The sequence below is a fragment of the Actinomadura sp. NPDC048032 genome, assembly GCF_040653175.1.
Classification (GTDB): domain Bacteria; phylum Actinomycetota; class Actinomycetes; order Streptosporangiales; family Streptosporangiaceae; genus Spirillospora; species Spirillospora verrucosospora.
The window spans coordinates 1-19850 of record NZ_JBEZJP010000041.1 but is presented as its reverse complement, the minus strand read 5'-3'; the positions used below and the strand labels follow the sequence as shown (position 1 = coordinate 19850).

Here is a 19850-nt window from a genome sequence, read left to right as displayed (position 1 = left end):
CTCCCCCTCCCCGGCGGTCCCGGCTCAGCCGAGCGTCGCCACCATGACCGCCTTGATCGTGTGCATCCGGTTCTCGGCCTCGTCGAAGACGACGGACGCCTCGGACTCGAACACCTCGTCGGTGACCTCGAGGGCGTCCAGGCCGGTCCTGCGGTAGATCTCCTCGCCCACGGCGGTCCCCCGGTCGTGGAAGGCCGGCAGGCAGTGCATGAACCTGGCGGCGGGGTTGCCGGTGGCGCGCATGACCTCGGCGTTGACCTGGTAGGGCGTGAGCAGCGCGATCCGCTCGTCCCACACCTCCGCCGGCTCGCCCATCGACACCCACACGTCGGTGATGACGAAGTCGGCGCCGCGCACGCCGTCCGCGACGTCCTCGGTGAGGGTGATGCGCGCGCCCGTCCCGGCCGCGACCGCGCGGGACGGCCCGAGGACCGCCTCCTCGTCGGGCCAGAGGGCGCGGGGGGCAACGATGCGGACGTCCATGCCGAGCAGCGCCCCGGCCGCCACGTAGGAGTGCCCCATGTTGTTGCGCGCGTCGCCCAGGTACGCGTAGGCGACCTGGGTCAGCGGCCTGCCACTGTGCTCGCGCATGGTGAGCATGTCGGCGAGCATCTGCGTCGGGTGCCACTCGTCGGTCAGGCCGTTCCACACCGGGACGCCCGCGTGCTCGGCCAGTTCCTCGACGCGCCGCTGGGCGGAGCCCCGGTACTCGATGCCGTCGTACATCCGCCCGAGGACGCGCGCCGTGTCCTTGATCGATTCCTTGTGGCCGATCTGCGTCCCGCCGGGGTCGAGGTAGGTGACGTGGGCGCCCTGGTCGTGCGCGGCGACCTCGAACGCGCAGCGGGTGCGGGTGGAGGGCTTCTCGAAGACGAGCGCGATGTTCCTGCCCGCCAGCGCCCGCGTCTCCGTCCCGCCGCGCTTGGCGGCCTTCAGGTCGGCCGCCAGGTCGATGAGGTACGCGAACTCCTCCGGCGTGAAGTCGAGCTCCCTGAGCAGGCTGCGCCCGCGCAGATCGGGCGCCATCAGGCGTCCCGGACGAGCGGGCAGCTCATGCAGCGCGGCCCCCCGCGGCCCCGGCCGAGCTCGCTTCCCCGGATCGTGACGACCTCGACGCCGTTGCGGGCGAGGTGGTTGTTGCTCGTGGCGTTGCGCTCGTAGGCGATCACCACGCCGGGCGCGACGGCCAGGACGTTCGCGCCGTCGTCCCACTGCTCGCGCTCGGCGGCGAACACGTCCTGGGTCGGGGAGAGCACCTTGATGTCGTCCAGCCCGAGCGCGGCGGCGACGGCCCGGTGCATGTCCTCCGCCGGATGATCCGTGATCTTGAGTTCCTTCTCGTTGTCGCCGGGCTCCACGGTGTGGGACGGCAGCATGCCCATCCCCCCGTACTTGGTGAACACGCCGTGGTCGACCATCGTCATGACCGTGTCCAGGTGCATGAACGCCCGCTTGCGCGGCATCCGCAGGGCGACGATCCGGTCGCAGGACCCCGCGGCGAACAGCGACTGGGCCAGCATCTCCACGGCCTGCGGCTGCGTGCGCTCGCTCATCCCGACCAGCACTCCGCCGTTGCCGAGGACGAGCACGTCGCCGCCCTCCAGCGTCGCCGGCGCCATCGCGGTGCCGCGGTTCCACACGTGGTAGCCGCCCTCGGCGGGCCGGTCGTACCCGGCCGCGAACAGCGGGTGCCAGCGGTAGATCGCCTCCATGTTCACCGTCTCGCGCATCCGGGCCTTCATGCGCATCGTGTTGATCGAGACGCCGTCGTAGATCCAGCAGGACGTGTCGCGGGTGAACAGGTGGTTGGGCAGCGGCGGCAGGACGAACCCGTCCATGCCGATCGAGTGGAACGCGATCGACGCCGGCTCGGGCATCCGCTCCAGCATCTCCCGCTTGGTGATGCCCCCGATCAGGAACGCGGCCAGCTCCGCGACGTCCATGGCGTCGAAGCAGTTGCGGATGGCGTCGGTGGCCAGCGGGCCGAACCAGTGCGGGTCGACCACCCGGTCGAGGATGTGCCGGCGCGCCTCGGGGATCGTGACGGTCTCGCCCAGCAGGTCGATCAGCAGGTGCGTGCGCACGCCCTGGGCGCGCAGCACGTCCTCGAACTCCTCGTGCTCCTCCACCGCCCGCCTGACCCACAGCACGTCGTCGAACAGCAGCCCGGCGGCGTTGGAGGGGGTGAGCCGCTTGAGCGACAGCTCGGGCCGGTGCAGCAGCACCTCGCGGAGCCGCCCGACCTCCGAATCGACGCGGAACGCCATCCCCACCTCCCCGGAGCACGGCCACGGCGCCGCGACTCCCCCAGATCGCGGATTCCCCGGGGCGCGGCGGCGAAACTAGATCGACTTCCACCGGCCGGCTTTACCGCGAGTTCACGCTGGGAGGGCCGGGACCGGGCGCGGAGCTGTCGCGCCCCGGACCTAAACTCGTCACCATGACACCCCCCGGAGACGGCGCGGTCGAACTGCGCTCCCTCGCCAAGCGCTACGGCGCGGTGACGGCCGTGGACGGCCTGTCGCTCAGCGCCGCCCGGGGCGCGGTCACCGCGCTGCTCGGCCCGAACGGCGCCGGCAAGACCACCACCATCGAGATCTGCGAGGGGTTCCGGCGGGCCGACGCGGGCACCGTCCGCGTCCTCGGGCTGGACCCCGCCGCCGACGGGCGCGCCCTGCGCCCGCGGGTCGGGGTGATGCCGCAGTCCGGCGGCGTGCCGGGCACCGCCCGGGCCGGCGAGTTCCTGCGGCTCGTCGCCTCGTTCCACACCGCGCCGCTCGACGCCTCCGCCCTGCTGGAGCGGCTCGGCCTCACCGCGCACGCCCGCACCCCGTTCCGGCGCATGTCGGGCGGGCAGCAGCAGCGGCTCTCCCTCGCCGTCGCCGTGGTCGGGCGGCCCGAGCTGGTCTTCCTCGACGAGCCCACCACCGGGCTCGACCCGCAGGCCAGGCACGCCACCTGGGAGCTCATCGGCGAGCTGCGCGCGGCCGGGGTGTCGGTGGTGCTCACCACGCACAACATGGAGGAGGCCGAGCGCCTCTCCGACCACGTCGTGATCGTCGACGGCGGCAGGGTCGTCGCGCAGGGCGCCCCCGAGGAGCTGACCGGCGCCGAGCGCCAGCTGCGCTTCCGCGCCCGTCCCGGCCTCGGCCTGGAGGAGCTGCTCGCGGCCCTGCCCGCCGGGAGCGCCGCCAAGGAGTCGCCGGCCGGGCACTACCTGATCGAGGCCGACGTCCGGCCCGAGCTGCTGGCCACGGTCACCGCCTGGTGCGCCTCGCACGGCGTCATGACCGAGGACCTGCGGATCGAGCGGCGCACGCTGGAGGACGTCTTCCTGGAACTCACCGGACGGGAGCTGCGCTCGTGACCGCCCCACTGGACCTCGCCCCCGCGCCGGGCGCCGCGCCGCTGCCGCGGATGATCCTCTCCCAGGCGGGCTACGAGTTCCGCGCCGTGCTGCGCAACGGCGAGCAGCTGCTGCTCACGCTGATCATCCCGGTGGTGCTGCTCGCGCTGTTCAGCGCCACCGACCTCGTCGACCTCGGCGCGGGCCGCCGCGTCGACTTCCTCGCCCCGGGCGTCCTCGCCCTCGCGGTGATGTCCACCGCGTTCACCGGCCAGGCCATCGGCACCGGTTTCGAGCGGCGCTACGGCGTCCTCAAGCGGCTCGGCGCGACCCCGCTGCCGCGCGGCGGGCTCATCGCCGCCAAGACGCTCAGCGTGGTCGCGGTCGAGGCCGTGCAGGCCGCGGTCGTCTGCGCGGTGGCGCTGGCGCTCGGCTGGCACCCGCACGGCGACCCCGCCTCGGTGGTCGTCCTGCTGGCGCTCGGCACCGCCGCGTTCAGCGGGTTCGGGCTGCTCATGGCCGGGACGCTGCGCGCCGAGGCCACCCTCGCCGCCGCCAACCTCGTCTACATCCTGCTGCTGGCCCTCGGCGGCGTCGTCTTCCCGCTCGACCGCTTCCCCGGTGGTGTGCGGTCCGCCCTGGAGCTGCTGCCCATCTCGGCGCTCTCCGAGGGGCTGCGCCAGGTCCTCCAGCACGGAGCCGCCTTCCCCGGCAAGCCGCTGGCGGTCCTCGCCGTGTGGGCTGCCGCCGGCCTCCTCCTGGCCGCCCGCTTCTTCAGGTGGGAGTAGCCATGGCCCTCTCTGAGGCTCCCGGTTCGTTCGGCGGCGCGTCCCGGCCCGCCCGGCCCGCCTGGGCGCGGGCGCTGCCGGCGCGGAGGCTGTCGCTCGGGTCGGTGCCGCCGCCCGCGCTCATCCTGATGGGCATCATCTCCCTCCAGGTCGGCGCGGGCCTGGCCAAGCACATGTTCGACCGGCTGCCGCCGAGCGCCATCGTGACGATGCGGCTGCTGACCTCGGCGGTCGTGCTGGGGTTCCTGACCCGCAAGGCGCTGCGGACCGTCCTGCGCGACCACTCGCGCTCCAGCCTCGCGATCGCCGCGGGCTTCGGGCTGGCGCTGGCGCTGATGAACTACTCGATCTACCAGTCGTTCTCGCGGATCCCGCTGGGCGTCGCCGTCACGATCGAGTTCCTCGGGCCGCTCCTGGTCTCGATCATCGCCTCCCGGCGCCCCCGCGACGCGCTGTGGGTGGTGCTGGCGGGGGCCGGCGTCGTCCTGCTCGCCCGGGGCGGCAGCGGCGCCCTCGACCCGGTCGGCATCGCGTTCGCGCTGCTGGCGGGGGCGTGCTGGGCGGGCTACATCGTCCTCACCGCCGCGACCGGCCAGCGGTTCCCCGGCTCCACCGGCCTCGCACTCGCCAGCGTCGTCGGGACCGTGGCGATCCTTCCGCTCGGCGTGGCGTCCGCGGGCACCGCCCTGCTGGACCCGCGCCTGCTGCTGATCGGCCTCGGCGTGGGGCTGCTGTCGTCGGTGATCCCGTACTCGCTCGAGCTGGAGGCGCTGCGGCGGATGCCCGCCCGCGTCTTCGGGATCCTCATGAGCCTGGAGCCCGCCGTGGCGGCGCTCGTCGGGGTGGCACTGCTCGGCGAGATCCTCACGGCGCGCCAGTGGGTGGCGATCTGCTGCGTGATCGTCGCGTGCGCGGGCGCGACCCGGAGCCAGAAGGAGCCGCCCGAGGCGCCGGAGGCCTGAGCGGTGGCGGCCCCGTGTGGCAGCGTGGAAGGATCGGGACGTCGCGATCATCGAGCAGGAGAGGAGCCGCCGTGATCGGCCGGAGCGAGGACCAGGGGATTCCGCCCGAGTTCTTCGAGGCGGGGTCAGCGTCGTTCGTCGACTTCCTGCGCCTGCACTCCCCTGAGCTGCTGCCCGTCAACCGGGTGCCCGAGGGGGACGCGCCCGAGCTGCCGCACGGGACGACGGTCCTGGCGCTGACGTTCCCGGGCGGCGTGATGATGGCCGGCGACCGGCGCACCACCCAGGGGCACCGCATCGCCTACCGCGAGCTCGACAAGGTGCAGCGCGCCGACGAGTACTCCGCCGTCGCCTTCGCGGGAACCGTCGGGCTGGCGCTGGAGATGGTCCGGCTGTTCCAGGTGGAGCTGGAGCACTACGAGAAGATGGAGACCGTCCCGCTGTCGCTGCCGGGCAAGGCCCGCCGCCTCGGCGCCGTGATCCAGGCCAACCTCGCGCAGGCCCTGCAGGGGCTCGCGGTCGTCCCGCTGTTCGCGGGCCTCGACCCCGACTCCGGCGAGGCGCGGATCTACACCTACGACATCACGGGCGCCCCTCAGGAGGCCCGCGGCTTCCACGCGGACGGCTCCGGCTCTCCCTACGCCGCCGGCGCGCTGAAGAAGCTCTACCGCGACGACCTGTCCCTGGAGGACGCCGCCACCGTGTGCGTCCAGGCGCTCTACGACGCGGCCGACGACGACAGCGCCACCGGCGGCCCCGACCCGACCCGGCGCATCTACCCGACGATCGCGGTCGTCACGGCCGACGGCTACCGGCGCCTGCCCGACGAGCAGGTGGCGGCGATCGCCGACGAGGTCGTGCGCGGCCGGACCGAGCGGCCCGGCGGGCCCGTCGCGCCCCTGCGCTGAGCGCCCGAAACCGTCGTACCCGGCTTCTAGACTCGGCCCATGGCACGGGCGAACGACGAGGCTGCGGCCCTCATCCAGGAACTGGCCGATCTGCTGGCCATCACGGGCGGCGACGCGTTCAAGATCAGGGCGTACGAGAAGGCGGCGCGGGCGGTCGCGGGCCACCCGGGCGACATCGCCGGCCTCGACCTGGCCGGACTGCGGCGGATCCCGGGGGTGGGCGACGCGATCGCCAAGAAGCTCCTCGACTACAACACCACCGGCACGATCCGGCAGGTCGAGGAGCTGCGCACGCAGATCCCGGCCGGGGTCCGCGCCCTGACCGCCATCCCCACGCTCGGCCCGAAGAAGGCCCTCGCCGTCTACGAGGCGCTCGGCGTCTCCTCGGTCGACGAGCTGGCCGCCGCCGTCGAGGAGGGACGGCTCCGCGGGCTCAAGGGCTTCGGCGCCAAGACCGAGGAGAACATCCTCCACGGCATCGAGCTGATGCGCGGCTCCGGCGAGCGCGTCCTGGTCGACGCGGCGGCGGGCGTCGCCGACGAGATCGTCGCCGCCCTGTCCGCGCTGCCCCAGGTGGAGCGCTGCGCCCACGCCGGCTCGCTGCGCCGGATGCGCGAGACGATCGGCGACGTCGACGTGCTGGCCGCCTCCCGCGACCCGCGTCCGGTCATGGAGGCGTTCACCGCGCTCCCGTTCGTCGCGGAGGTCATCGCGGGCGGCGACAAGAAGACCTCGATCCGCACCGCCCGGGGCCTGCAGGTCGATCTGCGCGTCGTCCCGCCCGAGTCGTGGGGCGCCGCGCTCCAGTACTTCACCGGCTCCCAGGCCCACAACATCCGCACCCGCGAGATCGCCGTGAAGGCCGGGCTCAGGCTCTCGGAGTACGGGCTGTTCGACGCCCGCACCGACGAGCTGATCGTGTCCGCCACCGAGGAGGAGGTCTACGAGCGCCTCGGCCTGCCCTGGGTGCACCCCGCCCTCCGCGAGGACGCCGGCGAGATCGAGGCGGCGCTGAGGGATGAGCTGCCCCGCCTGGTGACCGTCGAGGACCTGCGCGGCGACCTGCACAGCCACACCGACCTGACCGACGGCGTCGCCTCCCTGGAGGACATGGCCGCCGCCGCGCGGGACCGCGGCCTGGAGTACTACGCGATCACCGACCACGCGCCGAACCTGGTCATGCAGCGCATGACCGACGAGAAGATGCTCGCCCAGCGCGAGCGGATCGCCGAGCTGCGGGATCGGTTCCCCGGCCTCACGCTCCTGCACGGCACCGAGCTCAACATCGACCCCGACGGCGGCGTCGACTGGGACGCCGACTTCCTGTCCGGCTTCGACGTCTGCGTCGCCTCCGTCCACTCCCACTTCACGCAGGACGAGGCGAGCATGACGCGGCGGCTCGTCCGCGCGTGCGAGAACCCCCACGTCCACGTGATCGGGCACCCCACCGCCCGCAGCATCGGCCGCCGGGCGCCGGTGAACGCCGACTGGGACGAGGTGTTCCGCGCCGCCGCCCGCACCGGCACCGCGATGGAGATCGACTCCTTCCCCGACCGCCTCGACCTGCCCGCCGACCTGGTCCGGCGCGCGAAGCGGTTCGGCGTGAAGTTCGCCGTCGACACCGACGCCCACTCGGTCGGCCACCACCGCAACATCCGCTACGGCGTCGGCACCGCCCAGCGGGGCTGGCTGACCCCCGACGACGTCATCAACACCTGGCCGCTGGAGCGTCTGCGCGCGTTCCTGCGCAAGACCTGAGCGCGGGTCAGGCGGGCTGGGGCGCCTCGGCGGGCCGCGGGGCCGCCGGGGCCGGAGCCTCGGCGGCGGGAACGGGGCCCCGGTCGCGCAGCGCGAAGAACAGGCGGAACGCCGCGATCCACATCAGCACCGCGCCGAGCATGTGCAGCAGCACCAGGCCGGCGGGGACGCCGAGGAAGTACTGGACGTAGCCGACGGCGCCCTGCAGCACGATCAGCCCGCCCAGCTCGTGGGCGCGGCGGCGGGCGGCGGCGGGCGCGCCCGTGCGGTGCAGGGCCACGATGGCGAGCGCCGTCAGCGCGATGGTGAGCCAGGCCAGCTCGCCGTGGATCCGGGCGACGTCGGTGATGTCGAAGCCGTAGCGGCGCGACTCGGCGTCGCCCGCGTGCGGGCCGGTGCCGGTGACGACCGTGCCCGCGACGAGCACGGCGGCGCACGAGACCAGCAGCGCGGCGGCGAGGCGGCGCGTCCAGGGCCCGGCGAGCGGCCGGGGCGGCGCGTCGCCCTCCCCCGCGCGGACCCAGAGCGCGACGCAGAACACCAGCAGGGCCGGCGAGACCAGGAAGTGCAGCGAGACGGCCGCCGGGTGCAGCTTGGTCAGCACGACGATGCCGCCGATGACCGCCTGGGCGACCACGCTCATCGGCTGGGCCAGCGCCCACAGCACCAGGCTCCGGCGGCGCGGCCGCAGCCGCAGCGCGGCGACGAACACCAGCACGCCGACGCCCAGCACCACGAAGGTGATCAGCCGGTTGCCGAACTCGATCGACATGTTGAGGACGTGGTGCTCGGGGTTGTGGGTCGGCACGAGGCTGTCGCCGGAGCAGCGCGGCCAGTCGGGGCAGCCGAGCCCGGACTTGGTGACGCGGACGGCGCCGCCGCTGACGACGATCACCACGTTGCCGATGACGCCGATCAGCGCGAGCAGCCGCAGGGACCCGGGCGTCGGGCGCCACACGGCGTTCCAGGTCCGGATCAGGAGGTTGGACGACTCTCGCTCTGCCACGGCACCAATCGTATGGCCGGGTCTCCGTGGCCGTGACCCGGCCCCCGCCCACGCGCGCGCCGCTCCGGCAGCGTCCGCGGGTCAGGCGCTGTACGGGCCGGGCGGCTGCGGCGGCAGGAATCCCGACGGGCCCTGCCGCGCCCACGGCGGCCCGGCCTGGATGCCCGCCCCGGGCCGCGGCGGGGTGCGCAGGAACGCCTGCCTGGCCAGCGACATCAGTGCGAGCAGCGAGTCGCGGCGGGCCACGAACCAGCGCTGGTCGGCGACGCCCCGGTCGGCGCGCTTGTGCAGCAGCGCCAGCTCCGTCGCGGCGAGCTGGTAGTCGACCATGGCGCGTCCGGCGGGCGCGCCGCCGACCGAGCGGGCCCAGCGGCGGGCGGCGCGACGCGAGGGGATGGAGCGCAGCATCCGCACGTCCTGCGGCGTCACCAGGCCCGTCCCCGCGTACATCGGCAGGTAGGTCTCGATGCGGCGCACGGTGCCGCGCCGCTCGACGAACACGATGACGATCAGCGCCACCAGGACGCAGAAGTCCAGCAGGTAGACGATGCCGAGGCCGCCGAGCCCGAACGCGGCGGCGCCGTTCCACAGCCCGTGCAGCACCATCGCGCCGAGCAGCCCGGCGAGCGGCGCGACGATCTGGCCGCGCCGGTGGGTGGCGGCATAGGCGACGCCGAGACCGGTCATCGAGGTGAACAGCGGGTGGCTGAGCGGGGCGATCAGGCCGCGCAGGACGAACACCGCCTGGAGCTGCTGCGCGCCGCCGTCCTCGAACGCCCGCGTGTAGTAGGTGACGTTCTCCATCATGGCGAAGCCGAGCCCGACCATGGCCGCGTACATGATCCCGTCGGCGAACCCGTCGATCTCGTTGCGGCGGAACCACAGCATGCCGAACAGGACGGCGCCCTTCAGCGACTCCTCGATGATCGGCGCGCCGACGGCGGCGCTGACGAAGTGGCCCTCCGTCTCGCCGAAGATGGGCACGGTCACGTACAGCATCCCGGCGGTGTTGAGCACGAGGGCGCCCAGCACGGCGACCCCCGCGCCCCACATGAACGAGAAGGCGAGGGCGCGCGGCGGCTCGGGCTCCAGCCGGTCGAGCGTGAGGGCTAGGGCGATCAGCACCGGGATCGGCAGGATCGCGAGGATCACCCCGACCCAGAACCCGGCCCCGCCGAGCGCGGCGTCCGTGCCGAGCGCGACGAGGGCGCACAGCCCCGACACGGTCATGCCGAGGATCAGGCCGACCGGAGGCCGCCCGGGGACACGGCCTTCGAGCACCGCCTTGGGATCCATGCTCGCCATACCGCGAAGCGTAACGGCAGGTCGCACCGATCCGCGAAAGCGCGCGTATCGGTACGGCGCCGATAGCAGAGCGCCGGGTCAGTACAGGAGCGGGTCGACGGCCACGGCGGTGAACAGCAGCGCCAGGTAGACGTTCGACAGGTGGAAGAAGCGCATCGGGCGCAGGTGGACGCCGGTGACCCCGGCGCGCACGGCCTTCAGCAGCCGGTGCCCCTCCGCCAGGAAGACCAGGCCGAGCACCACGGCGACGGCGCCGTACACCGGGCCCATCCCGGCGACGGGCCACAGCAGCAGCGAGCAGGCGACGGTCGCGTAGGTGTACACGAGGCTCTCGACGACGACGCGGCGCTCGGACGCCACGACCGGCAGCATCGGGACCTTGGCGACGGCGTAGTCCTCGCGGTAGCGCATCGCGAGCGTCCAGGTGTGCGGCGGCGTCCACAGGAACACCACGCCGAACAGGACGAGCGGCGTCCAGGCGACGCCGCCGGTGACGGCGGCCCAGCCGATGAGGACGGGCATGCACCCGGCGATGCCGCCCCACACGACGTTCTGCGAGGTGCGCCGCTTGAGCAGCAGCGAGTAGACGAAGACGTAGAACAGGATCGCGAACAGCGAGCCGGCCGCGGCGACCGGGTTGACCGTGAGCAGGAACCCGGCCGTGGACAGCACGGCGAGCGTCACTCCGAAGACCAGGGCGCGGGCCGGGGTGACCTGGTGGCGGGCCAGCGGGCGGCGCCGGGTGCGGCGCATCTTGGCGTCGATGTCGCGGTCGATGTAGCAGTTGATCGCGTTGGCGGCGCCGGCGGACATGGTGCCGAACGCCAGCGTCAGCAGCACGGTGGACAGCGGCGGCACGCCCCGGTCCGCCAGGAACATCACCGGGATGGTCGTGATCAGGAGCAGCTCGATCACGCGCGGCTTGGTCAGCGCCACGTAGGCGCGCACGCTGGCGCCCGGCGTGCGCCGAGCGGTCCGCTCGGCGGGAGGCGGCGCGAGCGGGGACGCGGGCGCCTCCGGCACCTGCTCGTCCAGGTCGATCCCGCGCTTGTTACTGAGCACCGTCACAATCGGGTCCACGTCTGACTAGGGATGAGAAATCGGTACCACCCTGGCGGTGCCCCGCGATCGGGCCGGCCTCGGCTGGGTGCGACTTCGGCTGGGTCGTCTTGCCGCGGCCGCTGGCGTCAGCCGCGCAATCACTGTAGTCCGCCCCCCGCGGGGGCCGCGCACCGGGTCGCCGGACGCGCCGCGGGCGATGCCCGAACGCCCCGCGAGCGATGCCCGGACGCGCCGCGGGCGCGAACCGGACGCGCCGCGGGCGGGATGCCCGCCGCAACCGCCCGGAGCCGGGGCGACCTCGGATCACCCGCCGGATCACCCGCGCGGGGGGTTAGTCCGCCGGGCGTTCGGGCAAGGGTGCATGAAGCGTCGCGGCCCGGGCCCGGCGCAGCGGTCCTCCGCCCCCGCCTGCGACCGCCCTCCCGCGCGATAGGCTCGCGGCTGGGCGCGGGCTTGATCTTCGCGACCGCGCCCGTGCGGCCGTGCGGGGCGGGGGAAGAGGCGCCGCACCGCCGGGCGTTGTCCTGTGTGGGGGTCGTCTGCGGGGCCGCCGGCGCACAACATTACAGAGTGGTTCTTTGACATCGGTTCGAGAGGAGCCTGGCGTTTCCGTGAGCAGGGACAACAGCACGTTTGAGTGGTCCGACCAGGACCGGCGCGCGGTGGACGTGATCCGCGCCCTCGCCATGGACGCGGTCGAGGAGGCGGGCTCCGGTCACCCAGGCACGGCGATGAGCCTCGCGCCGGCCGCCTACCTTCTCTTCCAGCGGTTCCTGCGGCACGACCCGACGGACCCGCACTGGGCCGGGCGGGACAGGTTCGTGTTGTCCTGCGGCCATTCCAGCCTGACCCTCTACATCCAGCTGTACCTGTCGGGCTACCCGATGACGCTGGACGACCTGAAGTCCCTCCGCAAGTGGGGCAGCCTCACGCCCGGCCACCCCGAGCACGGGCACACCGCGGGCGTTGAGACCACCACCGGCCCCCTCGGGCAGGGCATCGCCAACGCCGTGGGCATGGCGATGGCGGCCCGCCGCGAGCGCGGCCTGTTCGACCCGGACGCGCCCGAGGGCGAGTCCCCCTTCGACCACACCGTTTGGGCGTTCGCGTCCGACGGCGACATCGAGGAGGGCATCAGCCACGAGGCGAGCGCGCTGGCGGCGCACCAGCGCCTCGGCAACCTGGTCCTCCTCTACGACGACAACCACATCTCGATCGAGGACGACACCGCGATCGCGCTGTCGGAGGACGTGCGCGCCCGTTACGCGGCCTACGGCTGGGACGTCCACCACGTCGACTGGACGCAGGACGGCGACTACGAGGAGAACGTCGCCGCGCTGGCGAAGGCGTTCGCCGCGGCCAAGGCCGACACGTCCCGCCCGTCCTTCATCGCGCTTCGCACGATCATCGGCTGGCCGGCGCCGAACAAGAAGAACACCGGCAAGATCCACGGTTCGGCGCTGGGCGCCGACGAGGTCGCCGCGACCAAGCAGATCCTCGGCATGGACCCGGCCGAGAGCTTCCAGGTCCCCGAGGACGTGCTGGCCCACGCCCGCGCCGTGTCCGACCGGGGCCGCGCGGACCACGCCGAGTGGAGCAAGGCGTTCGAGGCGTGGCGCTCCGCGAACCCCGAGCGGGCCGCGGAGTTCGACCGGATCTCCTCGCGGACCCTGCCGGCCGGCTGGGAGAGCGCGCTGCCGGAGTTCGAGGCGGGCAAGTCCATCGCGACCCGCGCGGCGTCCGGCGAGGTGCTGGCGTCGCTGGCGCCGGTGCTGCCGGAGCTGTGGGGCGGCTCGGCCGACCTCGCGGAGAGCAACAACACGACGATGAAGGGCGAGCCGTCCTTCATCCCGGAGGAGTTCCAGACCAAGGAGTTCCCCGGCCACCGCTACGGCCGCACGCTGCACTTCGGCGTCCGCGAGCACGCGATGGCCGCGATCTGCAACGGCATCGCGCTGCACGGCGGCACCCGCCCCTACGGCGGCACGTTCCTGATCTTCAGTGACTACATGCGCCCGGCGGTCCGGCTGGCGGCGCTCATGAAGCTGCCGGTCACCTTCGTCTGGACGCACGACTCGATCGGGCTCGGCGAGGACGGCCCGACCCACCAGCCCGTCGAGCACCTGTGGGCGCTGCGGGCGATCCCGGGCCTGGACGTCGTCCGCCCCGCCGACGCCAACGAGACCGCGGTGGCGTGGCGGACGGTCCTGCAGCACACCGACCGCCCGGCCGGCCTGGCGCTGACCCGGCAGAAGCTGGCGACGCTGGAGCGCGGCGGCGAGATCGCCTCCGCCGAGGGCGCCGCCAAGGGCGGCTACGTGCTGGCCGACGCCGACGGCGGGCGGCCCGAGGTGATCCTCATCGCGACCGGCAGCGAGGTGGAGCTGGCGCTGCAGGCGCGCACGACGCTGCAGTCCGAGGGCACCCCGACCCGCGTGGTGTCGATGCCGTGCGTGGAGTGGTTCGAGCAGCAGAGCGACGCCTACCGGCAGGAGGTGCTGCCGCCGGGCGTGCGCGCCCGGGTGTCGGTCGAGGCCGGCGTGGCGCTCGGCTGGCGCGGCTACGTCGGCGACGCCGGCGAGTCGGTGAGCCTGGAGCACTTCGGCGCCTCGGCCGACTACAAGACCCTGTTCCTGCAGTTCGGCATCACGCCCGAGCGCGTGGTGGCGGCGGCCAAGGCCAGCCTCATCCGGGCCGGCGTGCGCCACGCGGGGCAGGGCGAGACGACCGGCAACTGAGTCACGGCCCGCGAGGCGGGCGGCGTCCGCGCACCCCCGCACGCCGCCCGCCCGCCCCGGCGGGGCGATGAAGACGACGACGTGGAGAAGAGCGATGAGCGACATTCTGAAGAAGCTCTCGGGCGAGGGCGTCTCGATCTGGCTGGACGACATCAGCCGGGAGCGGCTGCGCACGGGCAACCTGGCGGAGCTGGTCAAGGACAAGCACGTCGTCGGCGTCACGTCCAACCCGACGATCTTCGCGAAGGCGCTGAGCAAGGGCGACGCCTACGACGAGCAGGTCCGCGACCTCGCGGTGCGCGGCGTGGACGTCGAGGAGGCGGCCCGCGCCATCACCACCTACGACATCCGGTGGGGCTGCGACGTGCTGCGCCCGGTCTACGACCGGACCGAGGGCCTGGACGGCCGCGTGTCGATCGAGGTCGACCCGCGGGTGGCCCGCGACACCCGCCGCACGATCGCCGAGGCGCGGGCGCTGTGGTGGATGGTGGACCGGCCCAACCTGCTCATCAAGATCCCGGCGACGGAGGAGGGCCTGCCGGCGATCACGGCGGTGCTGGCCGAGGGCATCAGCGTGAACGTGACGCTGATCTTCTCGCTGGAGCGCTACGGCAAGGTCATCGACGCGTTCTTCGCCGGGCTGGAGAAGGCCCGGGAGAACGGCCACGACCTGTCGAAGATCGCCTCGGTGGCCTCGTTCTTCGTCAGCCGGGTGGACACCGAGATCGACAAGCGGCTCGACAAGATCGGCTCGGACGAGGCGAAGGCGCTGCGCTCCAAGGCGGGCCTCGCCAACGCCCGGCTCGCCTACGCGCTGTACGAGGAGAAGTCCGCCACCGACCGGTGGAAGGCGCTCAAGGACGCCGGGGCGCGCCCGCAGCGGCCGCTGTGGGCCTCGACCGGCGTGAAGGACCCCGACCTCAGCGACACCCTGTACGTGGACGAGCTGGTCGCGCCGGGCACGGTCAACACGATGCCGGAGGCGACGCTGGTGGCCGAGGCCGACCACGGCCAGGTCCGCGGCGACACCGTCCGGGGCGCCTATGACGACGCCCGCGCGCACATGGCGGCGCTGAAGGACGTCGGCGTCGACTACGACGACGTCGTGCGGGTGCTGGAGGAGGAGGGCGTCGAGAAGTTCGAGGCGTCCTGGACGGAGCTCCTCGACACCATCACCGGCGAGCTGGAGTCCAAGAAGGCCGGCGCGTGACGTCGGTGGTGACCGCCGGGGGGATCTCGGTCACCATCCGCGGCACCGTCGTCGACGAGAGCGAGACGGTCCTGGACCGTCTCGTCTCCGACGGCGTGCCCGGCTCGCTCGCGTCCCGCAACGCCAAGCTGTGGGGTCCGGACGCGGCCCCGCTCGCCGCCCGCCGGCTCGGCTGGCTGGGCCTGCCGGAGACCTCGCGCTACCTGTGCGACCGGCTGTCGGAGCTGGTGGGCGAGGTCCGCTCCGCCGGGCTCGACCGGATCGTGCTGGCGGCGTCCGGGGGTCCAGCGCTGGCGGCGGAGGCGATCTGCCGGACGGCGGGCGCTGACCTGACCGTCCTCGACACCACCGACCCGCACGAGGTGTCCGCCGTCCTGGCCGCCGGCCTGGACCGGACGCTCGTCGTCGTGGCGGACGAGGGCGTCGAGGCCGAGTCGCTGCGGCGCGTCTTCGGGCGCGCCTTCTCCGAGGCCGGGCTGAAGGGCGCCGAGCTGGCCCGCCGGTTCGTCGTGGTCGCCGAAGAGGGCTCCGCCCTCCAGCAGGCGGCCCGCGACGTCGGGCACCACTTCGTCCCGGTCGAGGAGGACGTCGACGGCCGGTTCGGCGCGCTCGGCGCGCGGGCGCTGGTCCCGGCGGCGCTCGCGGGAGTGGACGTCGAGTCCCTGCTGGACGAGGCGTCCCGGCTCGCGGCGGTGCTGCGGCAGCCCTACGACAACCCGGCGCTGGCGCTCGGCGCGGCGCTGGCCTCCTCGGCGCTCGGCTCCCGCGACAAGCTGGTGATCGCCGACCTCGGGTCCGGCCTGGAGGGCTTCGCCGCGTGGGCGGAGCAGCTGGTCGCCGGGGCGATGGGCAAGGACGGCAAGGGTCTGCTCCCGGTCGTGGTGGAGGGCGTCGACGCGCCCGGCTTCGAGCTGACCGGCGACCTGCGGCGCGTCATCCTGGGCCGCCGCCCCGACGAGCCGGGTCCCGGGCGCGAGGCGGGGGTGAGCGTCGCCGGGCCGCTCGGCGGGCAGTTCCTGCTGTGGGAGTACGCGGTCGCGGTGGCGTGCCGGGTGATCGGGGTCGACCCGTTCACCGAGCCCGACGTCGGCGAGTCGCGGGAGAGCACGGCCGCGCTGCTGCGCTCGGAGGAGGGCGCCGCGCCGACGGTGGTGCACCGGCCCCCCGAGCTGGTCGAGGGCGCCGTCGAGGTGCACGCCCCCGAGGACGCGCTGCGCGGCGCGCGGACCCTCACCGAGGCGCTGGACGTCCTGCTGGAGGACATCGAGGACGGCGGCTACCTCGCGCTCCTGGCCTACCTCGACCGGACCGCGGACGCCGCGGCGGCGGAGCTGCGGCCGCTGCTGGCGGCGCGGGCCGCCAAGGTCCGCCGCAATCCCGCCCCCGTCACCTTCGGCTGGGGGCCCCGCTGCCTGCACACGGCCGGGCAGTACCACAAGGGCGGCCCGGCGAACGGCGCTTTCCTGATGGTCACCGGTGCCGTCTCCGGCGACGTCCCCGTGCCGGGCAGGCCCTACAGCCTCGGCGAGCTGCAGCTCGCGCAGGCGTTCGGCGACCTGCGGGTGCTGCGGTCGCTCGGCCGTCCCGCCTTCCGGATCCACCTGCGCGACCGCGCCGAGGGACTCGACCGGCTCGCGGCCGCGCTGGGCTGACCGACCGGGTCCGGCCGCGTCGACTCACCGCGACCGGCCGGATCCGGGACGCGACCAAGAAGATCGATGGAGATGGTCGCGAATGCCCTTTCTCTCCTGAAACGATGGGGGCCGGGAGGGAACGGTGTCAGGATTCGACGTACTCACGCGCGGTGACGTGCTGGACTCGGCGCTGCAGGCGCGGGACTACCTCGTGAGCTGCGGCGTCCCCGGTGCGCTGGCCGCCAAGGACCCCCAGCTGTGGGGGCGGCGGGCGGTCGACCACAGCCGGCTGGGCTGGCTCGACCTGCCGTTCGCCTCCCGCGGGCTGCTGAACCAGGTCGGCGGGCTGGTGGCGGAGGCGCGGTACTCGGGCCTCGACCATGTGGTGCTGATCGGCGTCGGCGCGGAGAGCCTCGCCGCGCAGGCCGTCGTGGAGGCGCAGGCGCCCGCGATGGCGGGCGCCGGCGGCGCGGCCGAGCGGCCGTCCGGCGAGCTGACCGTGCTGGACGGCGGCGACACCGCCGCGCTCGCGTTCGCGATGGAGCGGCTCGACCGCACGCTGGTCGTGCTGGCCAGCAAGGCGGGCGTGTCCCTGGAGGGCGACGCCTACCGCCGGATCTTCGCGGCCGCGTTCCGGGAGCGGGGCCTGTCGGAGCGGGAGATCGCGAGCCGGTTCCTCGTCATCACCGACCACGGCAGCCCGCTGCACGACTTCGCCCGCCAGTGCGGCTACCGGATCGGGCTGACCGACCCCTACCTGCCCGGGCACTACGGCGCCCTGTCCGCCTACGGGCTCGTCCCCGCCGTGCTGGCGGGCGCGGACGCCGACCGGCTCCTGGAGGAGGCGGCGTCGCTCGTGCCGTCGCTGTCCAGGAACGAGGACAACCCGGGCCTGCTGCTCGGCGCCGTCATCGGCGGCTGCGCGCAGCAGGGGCCGGGCGGCCTCGCCCGCGACAAGGTGCTGCTGCGCGAACCGGGCGGGCCGGGCGCGCTGAGCGCGTGGATCGCCCAGCTGCTCGCGGTCGGCACCGGCAAGCGGGGGCGCGGCGTGCTGGCCTTCGAGCCGCCCGGCGGCCGGGGCGACTTCCCCGACGTGCACGGCGTGTCGGTCAATCCGCGGTCGGCGGCGCAGGACGAGTCCGACACCTCGGTGTGGGCGCCGCTCGGCGCGCAGTTCCTGCTGTGGGAGTACGCGACGGCGGTCGCCGGGTGGCTGCTCGGCGTGAACCCGTTCGAGGCGGGCAGCACGGTCGTCCAGGAAGCCGAGGACGACGCCGCCACGCTGCTGCGCACGGTCGCGACCGGGTCGCTCACGGCGGAGCGGCCGGTGTACGTCGAGGACGACATCGAGGTGCACGCCGACTTCCCGTGGCCGCCCGGCGCCGAGCTGCAGACCGTCCTCGGCGGCCTGGTCGCCTCGGTGCCGTCCGACGGCTACCTCGCGGTCATGACGTACCTGTCGGGCGACTTCTCCGGGCGCTACCTCGCGCCGTCGCTGGCCCGCGCGTCCGGGCGCCCCGTCGCCTACGGGCCGGGACCCGGCTACCCGCACGCCACGGGCCCGGTGCACAAGGACGGTCCGGGCAACGGCGCGTTCCTGATCATCACCGGCGATCCCGCGCCGGGCGACGCGCTGGCCGCGCACCCCGTCCCCGGGCGCCCCTACAGCCTGGCGCAGCTGCAGATCGCGCGCGCCCTCGGGGAGCTGCGGGCGCTCCGCGCGCGGCGGCTGCCGGTCATCCGGCTGCACCTGCGCAACCCGGTGGACGGCGCGGGACGGCTGATCGAGGCGGTCCGCGCGGTGGCGGGGGCGCGCAGACCGTGAGCTTCACCGCCGTCGTCTCGGGGGAGACGGCCATCACCGCTCGCGGTCCGCTGAAGGAGGCCGCCGAGCGGGTCCTGGGAAGGTTGTGGATCGACCAGGTGCCGGTCCGGCTCGCCTCGAAGGACGCGTCGCTGTGGCCGTCGGCGGCCACCGCCGGCGTGGAGGGCCGCCCGCTGTGCTGGCCGGGGCAGCCCGGTCCCGGCCGCGCGGTGTTGGAACGTGCCGAACAGCTGCGCGCGCGGGCCCGCGAGGACGGGCTGACCGACGTGGTGCTGCTCGGCGGCGGCGCCCCGGCCCGCGCCGCAGAGCTGATCGTCCGCGCCGGCGGAGCGCCCGCGCCGGACGGCCGCGGCTCGCTGACGGTGCTGGACGGCCCCGACCCCGGGCCGCCGCTGCGCCTCAGGGAGGACCCGGAGCGGCTGAACCGGACGGCGTTCGTGGTGACCGGCGGCGACCCGGCCACCGAGGCGCTGCGCGAGGTGTTCGCGGAGGCGCTGCGGGAGGAGGGCCTGTCCCCCGCCGGGATCGCGCGGCGGTTCGTGACGGTCGCCGAGCCGCGCGCGGCGGCGGCCGGGCACGCGGCGGAGGCGGGGCACGCGCTGGTGGAGGCTCCGGCGCCCACCGCGTTCGGCGCGCTGTCCCCCTACGCGCTGGTGCCCGCGGCGCTCGCCGGCGCCGACGTCGGGGCGCTGCTGGAGGAGGCCACCGCCGTCCTGCCGTCGCTCACGCGGCCGGAGCACAATCCGGGGCTCGTGCTCGGCGCCATCCTCGGCGGAGCGGCCCGGGCCGGGCGGCGGACGGCCGTGCTCGGCGGCTACCCGGCGGCGCTGCCGGGCATCGCCGGGTGGGCGGCGCTGCTGCTGCGGGAGGCGGCGCGCGGCCGGCTGGTGCCGGTCGTCCAGGACGGGGGCCTGCCGTTGCAGCCCGACGACGACCTTTTCCTGCTGACGTTCGACGGCCGCCCGCACCAGGACGACGCCACGGTCGCCGGGCCGCTCGCCGCGCAACTCGTCGTATGGGAGTACGCCGCCGCGGTGGCGTCCTACCTGCTGGAGGCCGACCCGCTGGCGGCGGCGGACCGGCCCGCCCCGATGACGCTGGACGACGGGACCGGCGAGCCGCTGTTCGCCGACGGCGACCCCGGCCAGGCGGTCGAGGCCCGCACGGCCGTCCCCGCGCTGGCCGGCGCGTCCGGGCTCACCGGGCTGCTGGACGCGCTGGCCGGTCGCGTCGGACGGGGCGAGCACCTCGTGCTGGTCGCCCACCTCGACCCGGACGAGGCGCGCGGCCAGGGCGCGCAGGTGCGCC

The 19850-nt window shown here is 74.4% G+C and carries 15 protein-coding genes; 10 read left to right on the top strand and 5 right to left on the bottom strand.

The genetic code is table 11. The annotated features are described in order from the left end of the window. Positions 1–24: 24 nt before the first annotated feature. A complete protein-coding gene (gene argF, locus AB0C69_RS08665) occupies positions 25–1026 on the bottom strand; it encodes an ornithine carbamoyltransferase (RefSeq protein ID WP_360351504.1) in 1002 nt (333 codons plus the stop codon). Beyond that, positions 1026–2267 carry an arginine deiminase gene (locus AB0C69_RS08660; RefSeq protein WP_345181042.1) on the bottom strand — a complete coding sequence of 414 codons (1242 nt, stop codon included), beginning with the start codon at positions 2265–2267 and terminating at the stop codon, positions 1026–1028. Before AB0C69_RS08660 ends, argF begins: the two co-directional genes overlap by 1 nt. Positions 2268–2440: 173 nt before the next feature. Between AB0C69_RS08660 and AB0C69_RS08655 the strand changes: the two genes are divergently transcribed. The 5 genes from AB0C69_RS08655 to polX all read left to right on the top strand — a co-directional run bounded on the left by AB0C69_RS08655 (position 2441) and on the right by polX (position 7762). Beyond that, on the top strand, positions 2441–3367 hold the full coding sequence (locus tag AB0C69_RS08655; protein ID WP_345181040.1) for an ABC transporter ATP-binding protein: 927 nt from the start codon (positions 2441–2443) through the stop codon (positions 3365–3367). Positions 3368–3417: 50 nt separating this feature from the next. Continuing rightward, on the top strand, positions 3418–4134 hold the full coding sequence (locus AB0C69_RS08650) for an ABC transporter permease (protein WP_360351525.1): 717 nt from the start codon (positions 3418–3420) through the stop codon (positions 4132–4134). Positions 4135–4136: 2 nt separating this feature from the next. Continuing rightward, complete coding sequence (locus tag AB0C69_RS08645) at positions 4137–5096, top strand: EamA family transporter (protein WP_353833773.1); 960 nt, start codon at positions 4137–4139, stop codon at positions 5094–5096. Between the two features lie 71 nt (positions 5097–5167). After that, positions 5168–6004 carry a proteasome subunit beta gene (gene prcB, locus AB0C69_RS08640; protein ID WP_360351499.1) on the top strand — a complete coding sequence of 279 codons (837 nt, stop codon included), beginning with the start codon at positions 5168–5170 and terminating at the stop codon, positions 6002–6004. A 39-nt stretch (positions 6005–6043) separates the two neighbouring features. Continuing rightward, entirely contained in the window at positions 6044–7762 is a 1719-nt protein-coding gene (polX, locus tag AB0C69_RS08635; protein WP_345181033.1) for a DNA polymerase/3'-5' exonuclease PolX, read from the top strand. A gap of 7 nt (positions 7763–7769) precedes the next feature. Here polX and AB0C69_RS08630 read toward each other — a convergent pair whose 3' ends face one another. From AB0C69_RS08630 to AB0C69_RS08620, 3 genes are all read right to left on the bottom strand, one after another. Next, on the bottom strand, positions 7770–8768 hold the full coding sequence (locus AB0C69_RS08630) for a COX15/CtaA family protein (RefSeq protein WP_360351495.1): 999 nt from the start codon (positions 8766–8768) through the stop codon (positions 7770–7772). An 81-nt stretch (positions 8769–8849) separates the two neighbouring features. Next, positions 8850–10073: a PrsW family intramembrane metalloprotease gene (locus tag AB0C69_RS08625; RefSeq protein WP_360351492.1), complete on the bottom strand. Its 1224-nt coding sequence runs from the start codon at positions 10071–10073 to the stop codon at positions 8850–8852. 78 nt (positions 10074–10151) lie between these two features. After that, positions 10152–11096, bottom strand: coding sequence for a heme o synthase (locus AB0C69_RS08620; RefSeq protein WP_360351522.1), 945 nt, complete (start codon positions 11094–11096; stop codon positions 10152–10154). Positions 11097–11746: 650 nt separating this feature from the next. On the opposite strand from AB0C69_RS08620, the gene tkt reads away from it, so the two are divergent. The 5 genes from tkt to AB0C69_RS08595 all read left to right on the top strand — a co-directional run. Continuing rightward, positions 11747–13873 carry a transketolase gene (tkt, locus tag AB0C69_RS08615; RefSeq protein ID WP_345181027.1) on the top strand — a complete coding sequence of 709 codons (2127 nt, stop codon included), beginning with the start codon at positions 11747–11749 and terminating at the stop codon, positions 13871–13873. 94 nt (positions 13874–13967) lie between these two features. Next, positions 13968–15083, top strand: a complete 1116-nt coding sequence (tal, locus tag AB0C69_RS08610; RefSeq protein WP_345181025.1) for a transaldolase — start codon at positions 13968–13970, stop codon at positions 15081–15083. Beyond that, the gene (locus tag AB0C69_RS08605; protein ID WP_360351488.1) at positions 15080–16735 is read left to right on the top strand and encodes a glucose-6-phosphate isomerase; all 1656 of its coding nucleotides are present in this window, start codon (positions 15080–15082) and stop codon (positions 16733–16735) included. Before tal ends, AB0C69_RS08605 begins: the two co-directional genes overlap by 4 nt. 124 nt (positions 16736–16859) lie before the next feature. Continuing rightward, complete coding sequence (locus tag AB0C69_RS08600; RefSeq protein ID WP_360351485.1) at positions 16860–18542, top strand: phosphoheptose isomerase; 1683 nt, start codon at positions 16860–16862, stop codon at positions 18540–18542. Further along, on the top strand, positions 18539–19850 hold a 1312-nt coding region (locus tag AB0C69_RS08595; protein ID WP_360351482.1), incomplete at its 3' end, for a glucose-6-phosphate isomerase. The genes AB0C69_RS08600 and AB0C69_RS08595, both read left to right, overlap by 4 nt.

Bases quoted from the DNA above. Each gene is read 5' to 3' on its own strand.
- argF (WP_360351504.1), bottom strand. From the start codon at position 1,026: ATGGCGCCCGATCTGCGCGGGCGCAGCCTGCTCAGGGAGCTCGACTTC.
- AB0C69_RS08660 (WP_345181042.1), bottom strand. From the start codon at position 2,267: ATGGCGTTCCGCGTCGATTCGGAGGTCGGGCGGCTCCGCGAGGTGCTG.
- AB0C69_RS08655 (WP_345181040.1), top strand. From the start codon at position 2,441: ATGACACCCCCCGGAGACGGCGCGGTCGAACTGCGCTCCCTCGCCAAG.
- AB0C69_RS08650 (WP_360351525.1), top strand. From the start codon at position 3,418: ATGATCCTCTCCCAGGCGGGCTACGAGTTCCGCGCCGTGCTGCGCAAC.
- AB0C69_RS08645 (WP_353833773.1), top strand. From the start codon at position 4,137: ATGGCCCTCTCTGAGGCTCCCGGTTCGTTCGGCGGCGCGTCCCGGCCC.
- polX (WP_345181033.1), top strand. From the start codon at position 6,044: ATGGCACGGGCGAACGACGAGGCTGCGGCCCTCATCCAGGAACTGGCC.
- AB0C69_RS08625 (WP_360351492.1), bottom strand. From the start codon at position 10,073: ATGGCGAGCATGGATCCCAAGGCGGTGCTCGAAGGCCGTGTCCCCGGG.
- tal (WP_345181025.1), top strand. From the start codon at position 13,968: ATGAGCGACATTCTGAAGAAGCTCTCGGGCGAGGGCGTCTCGATCTGG.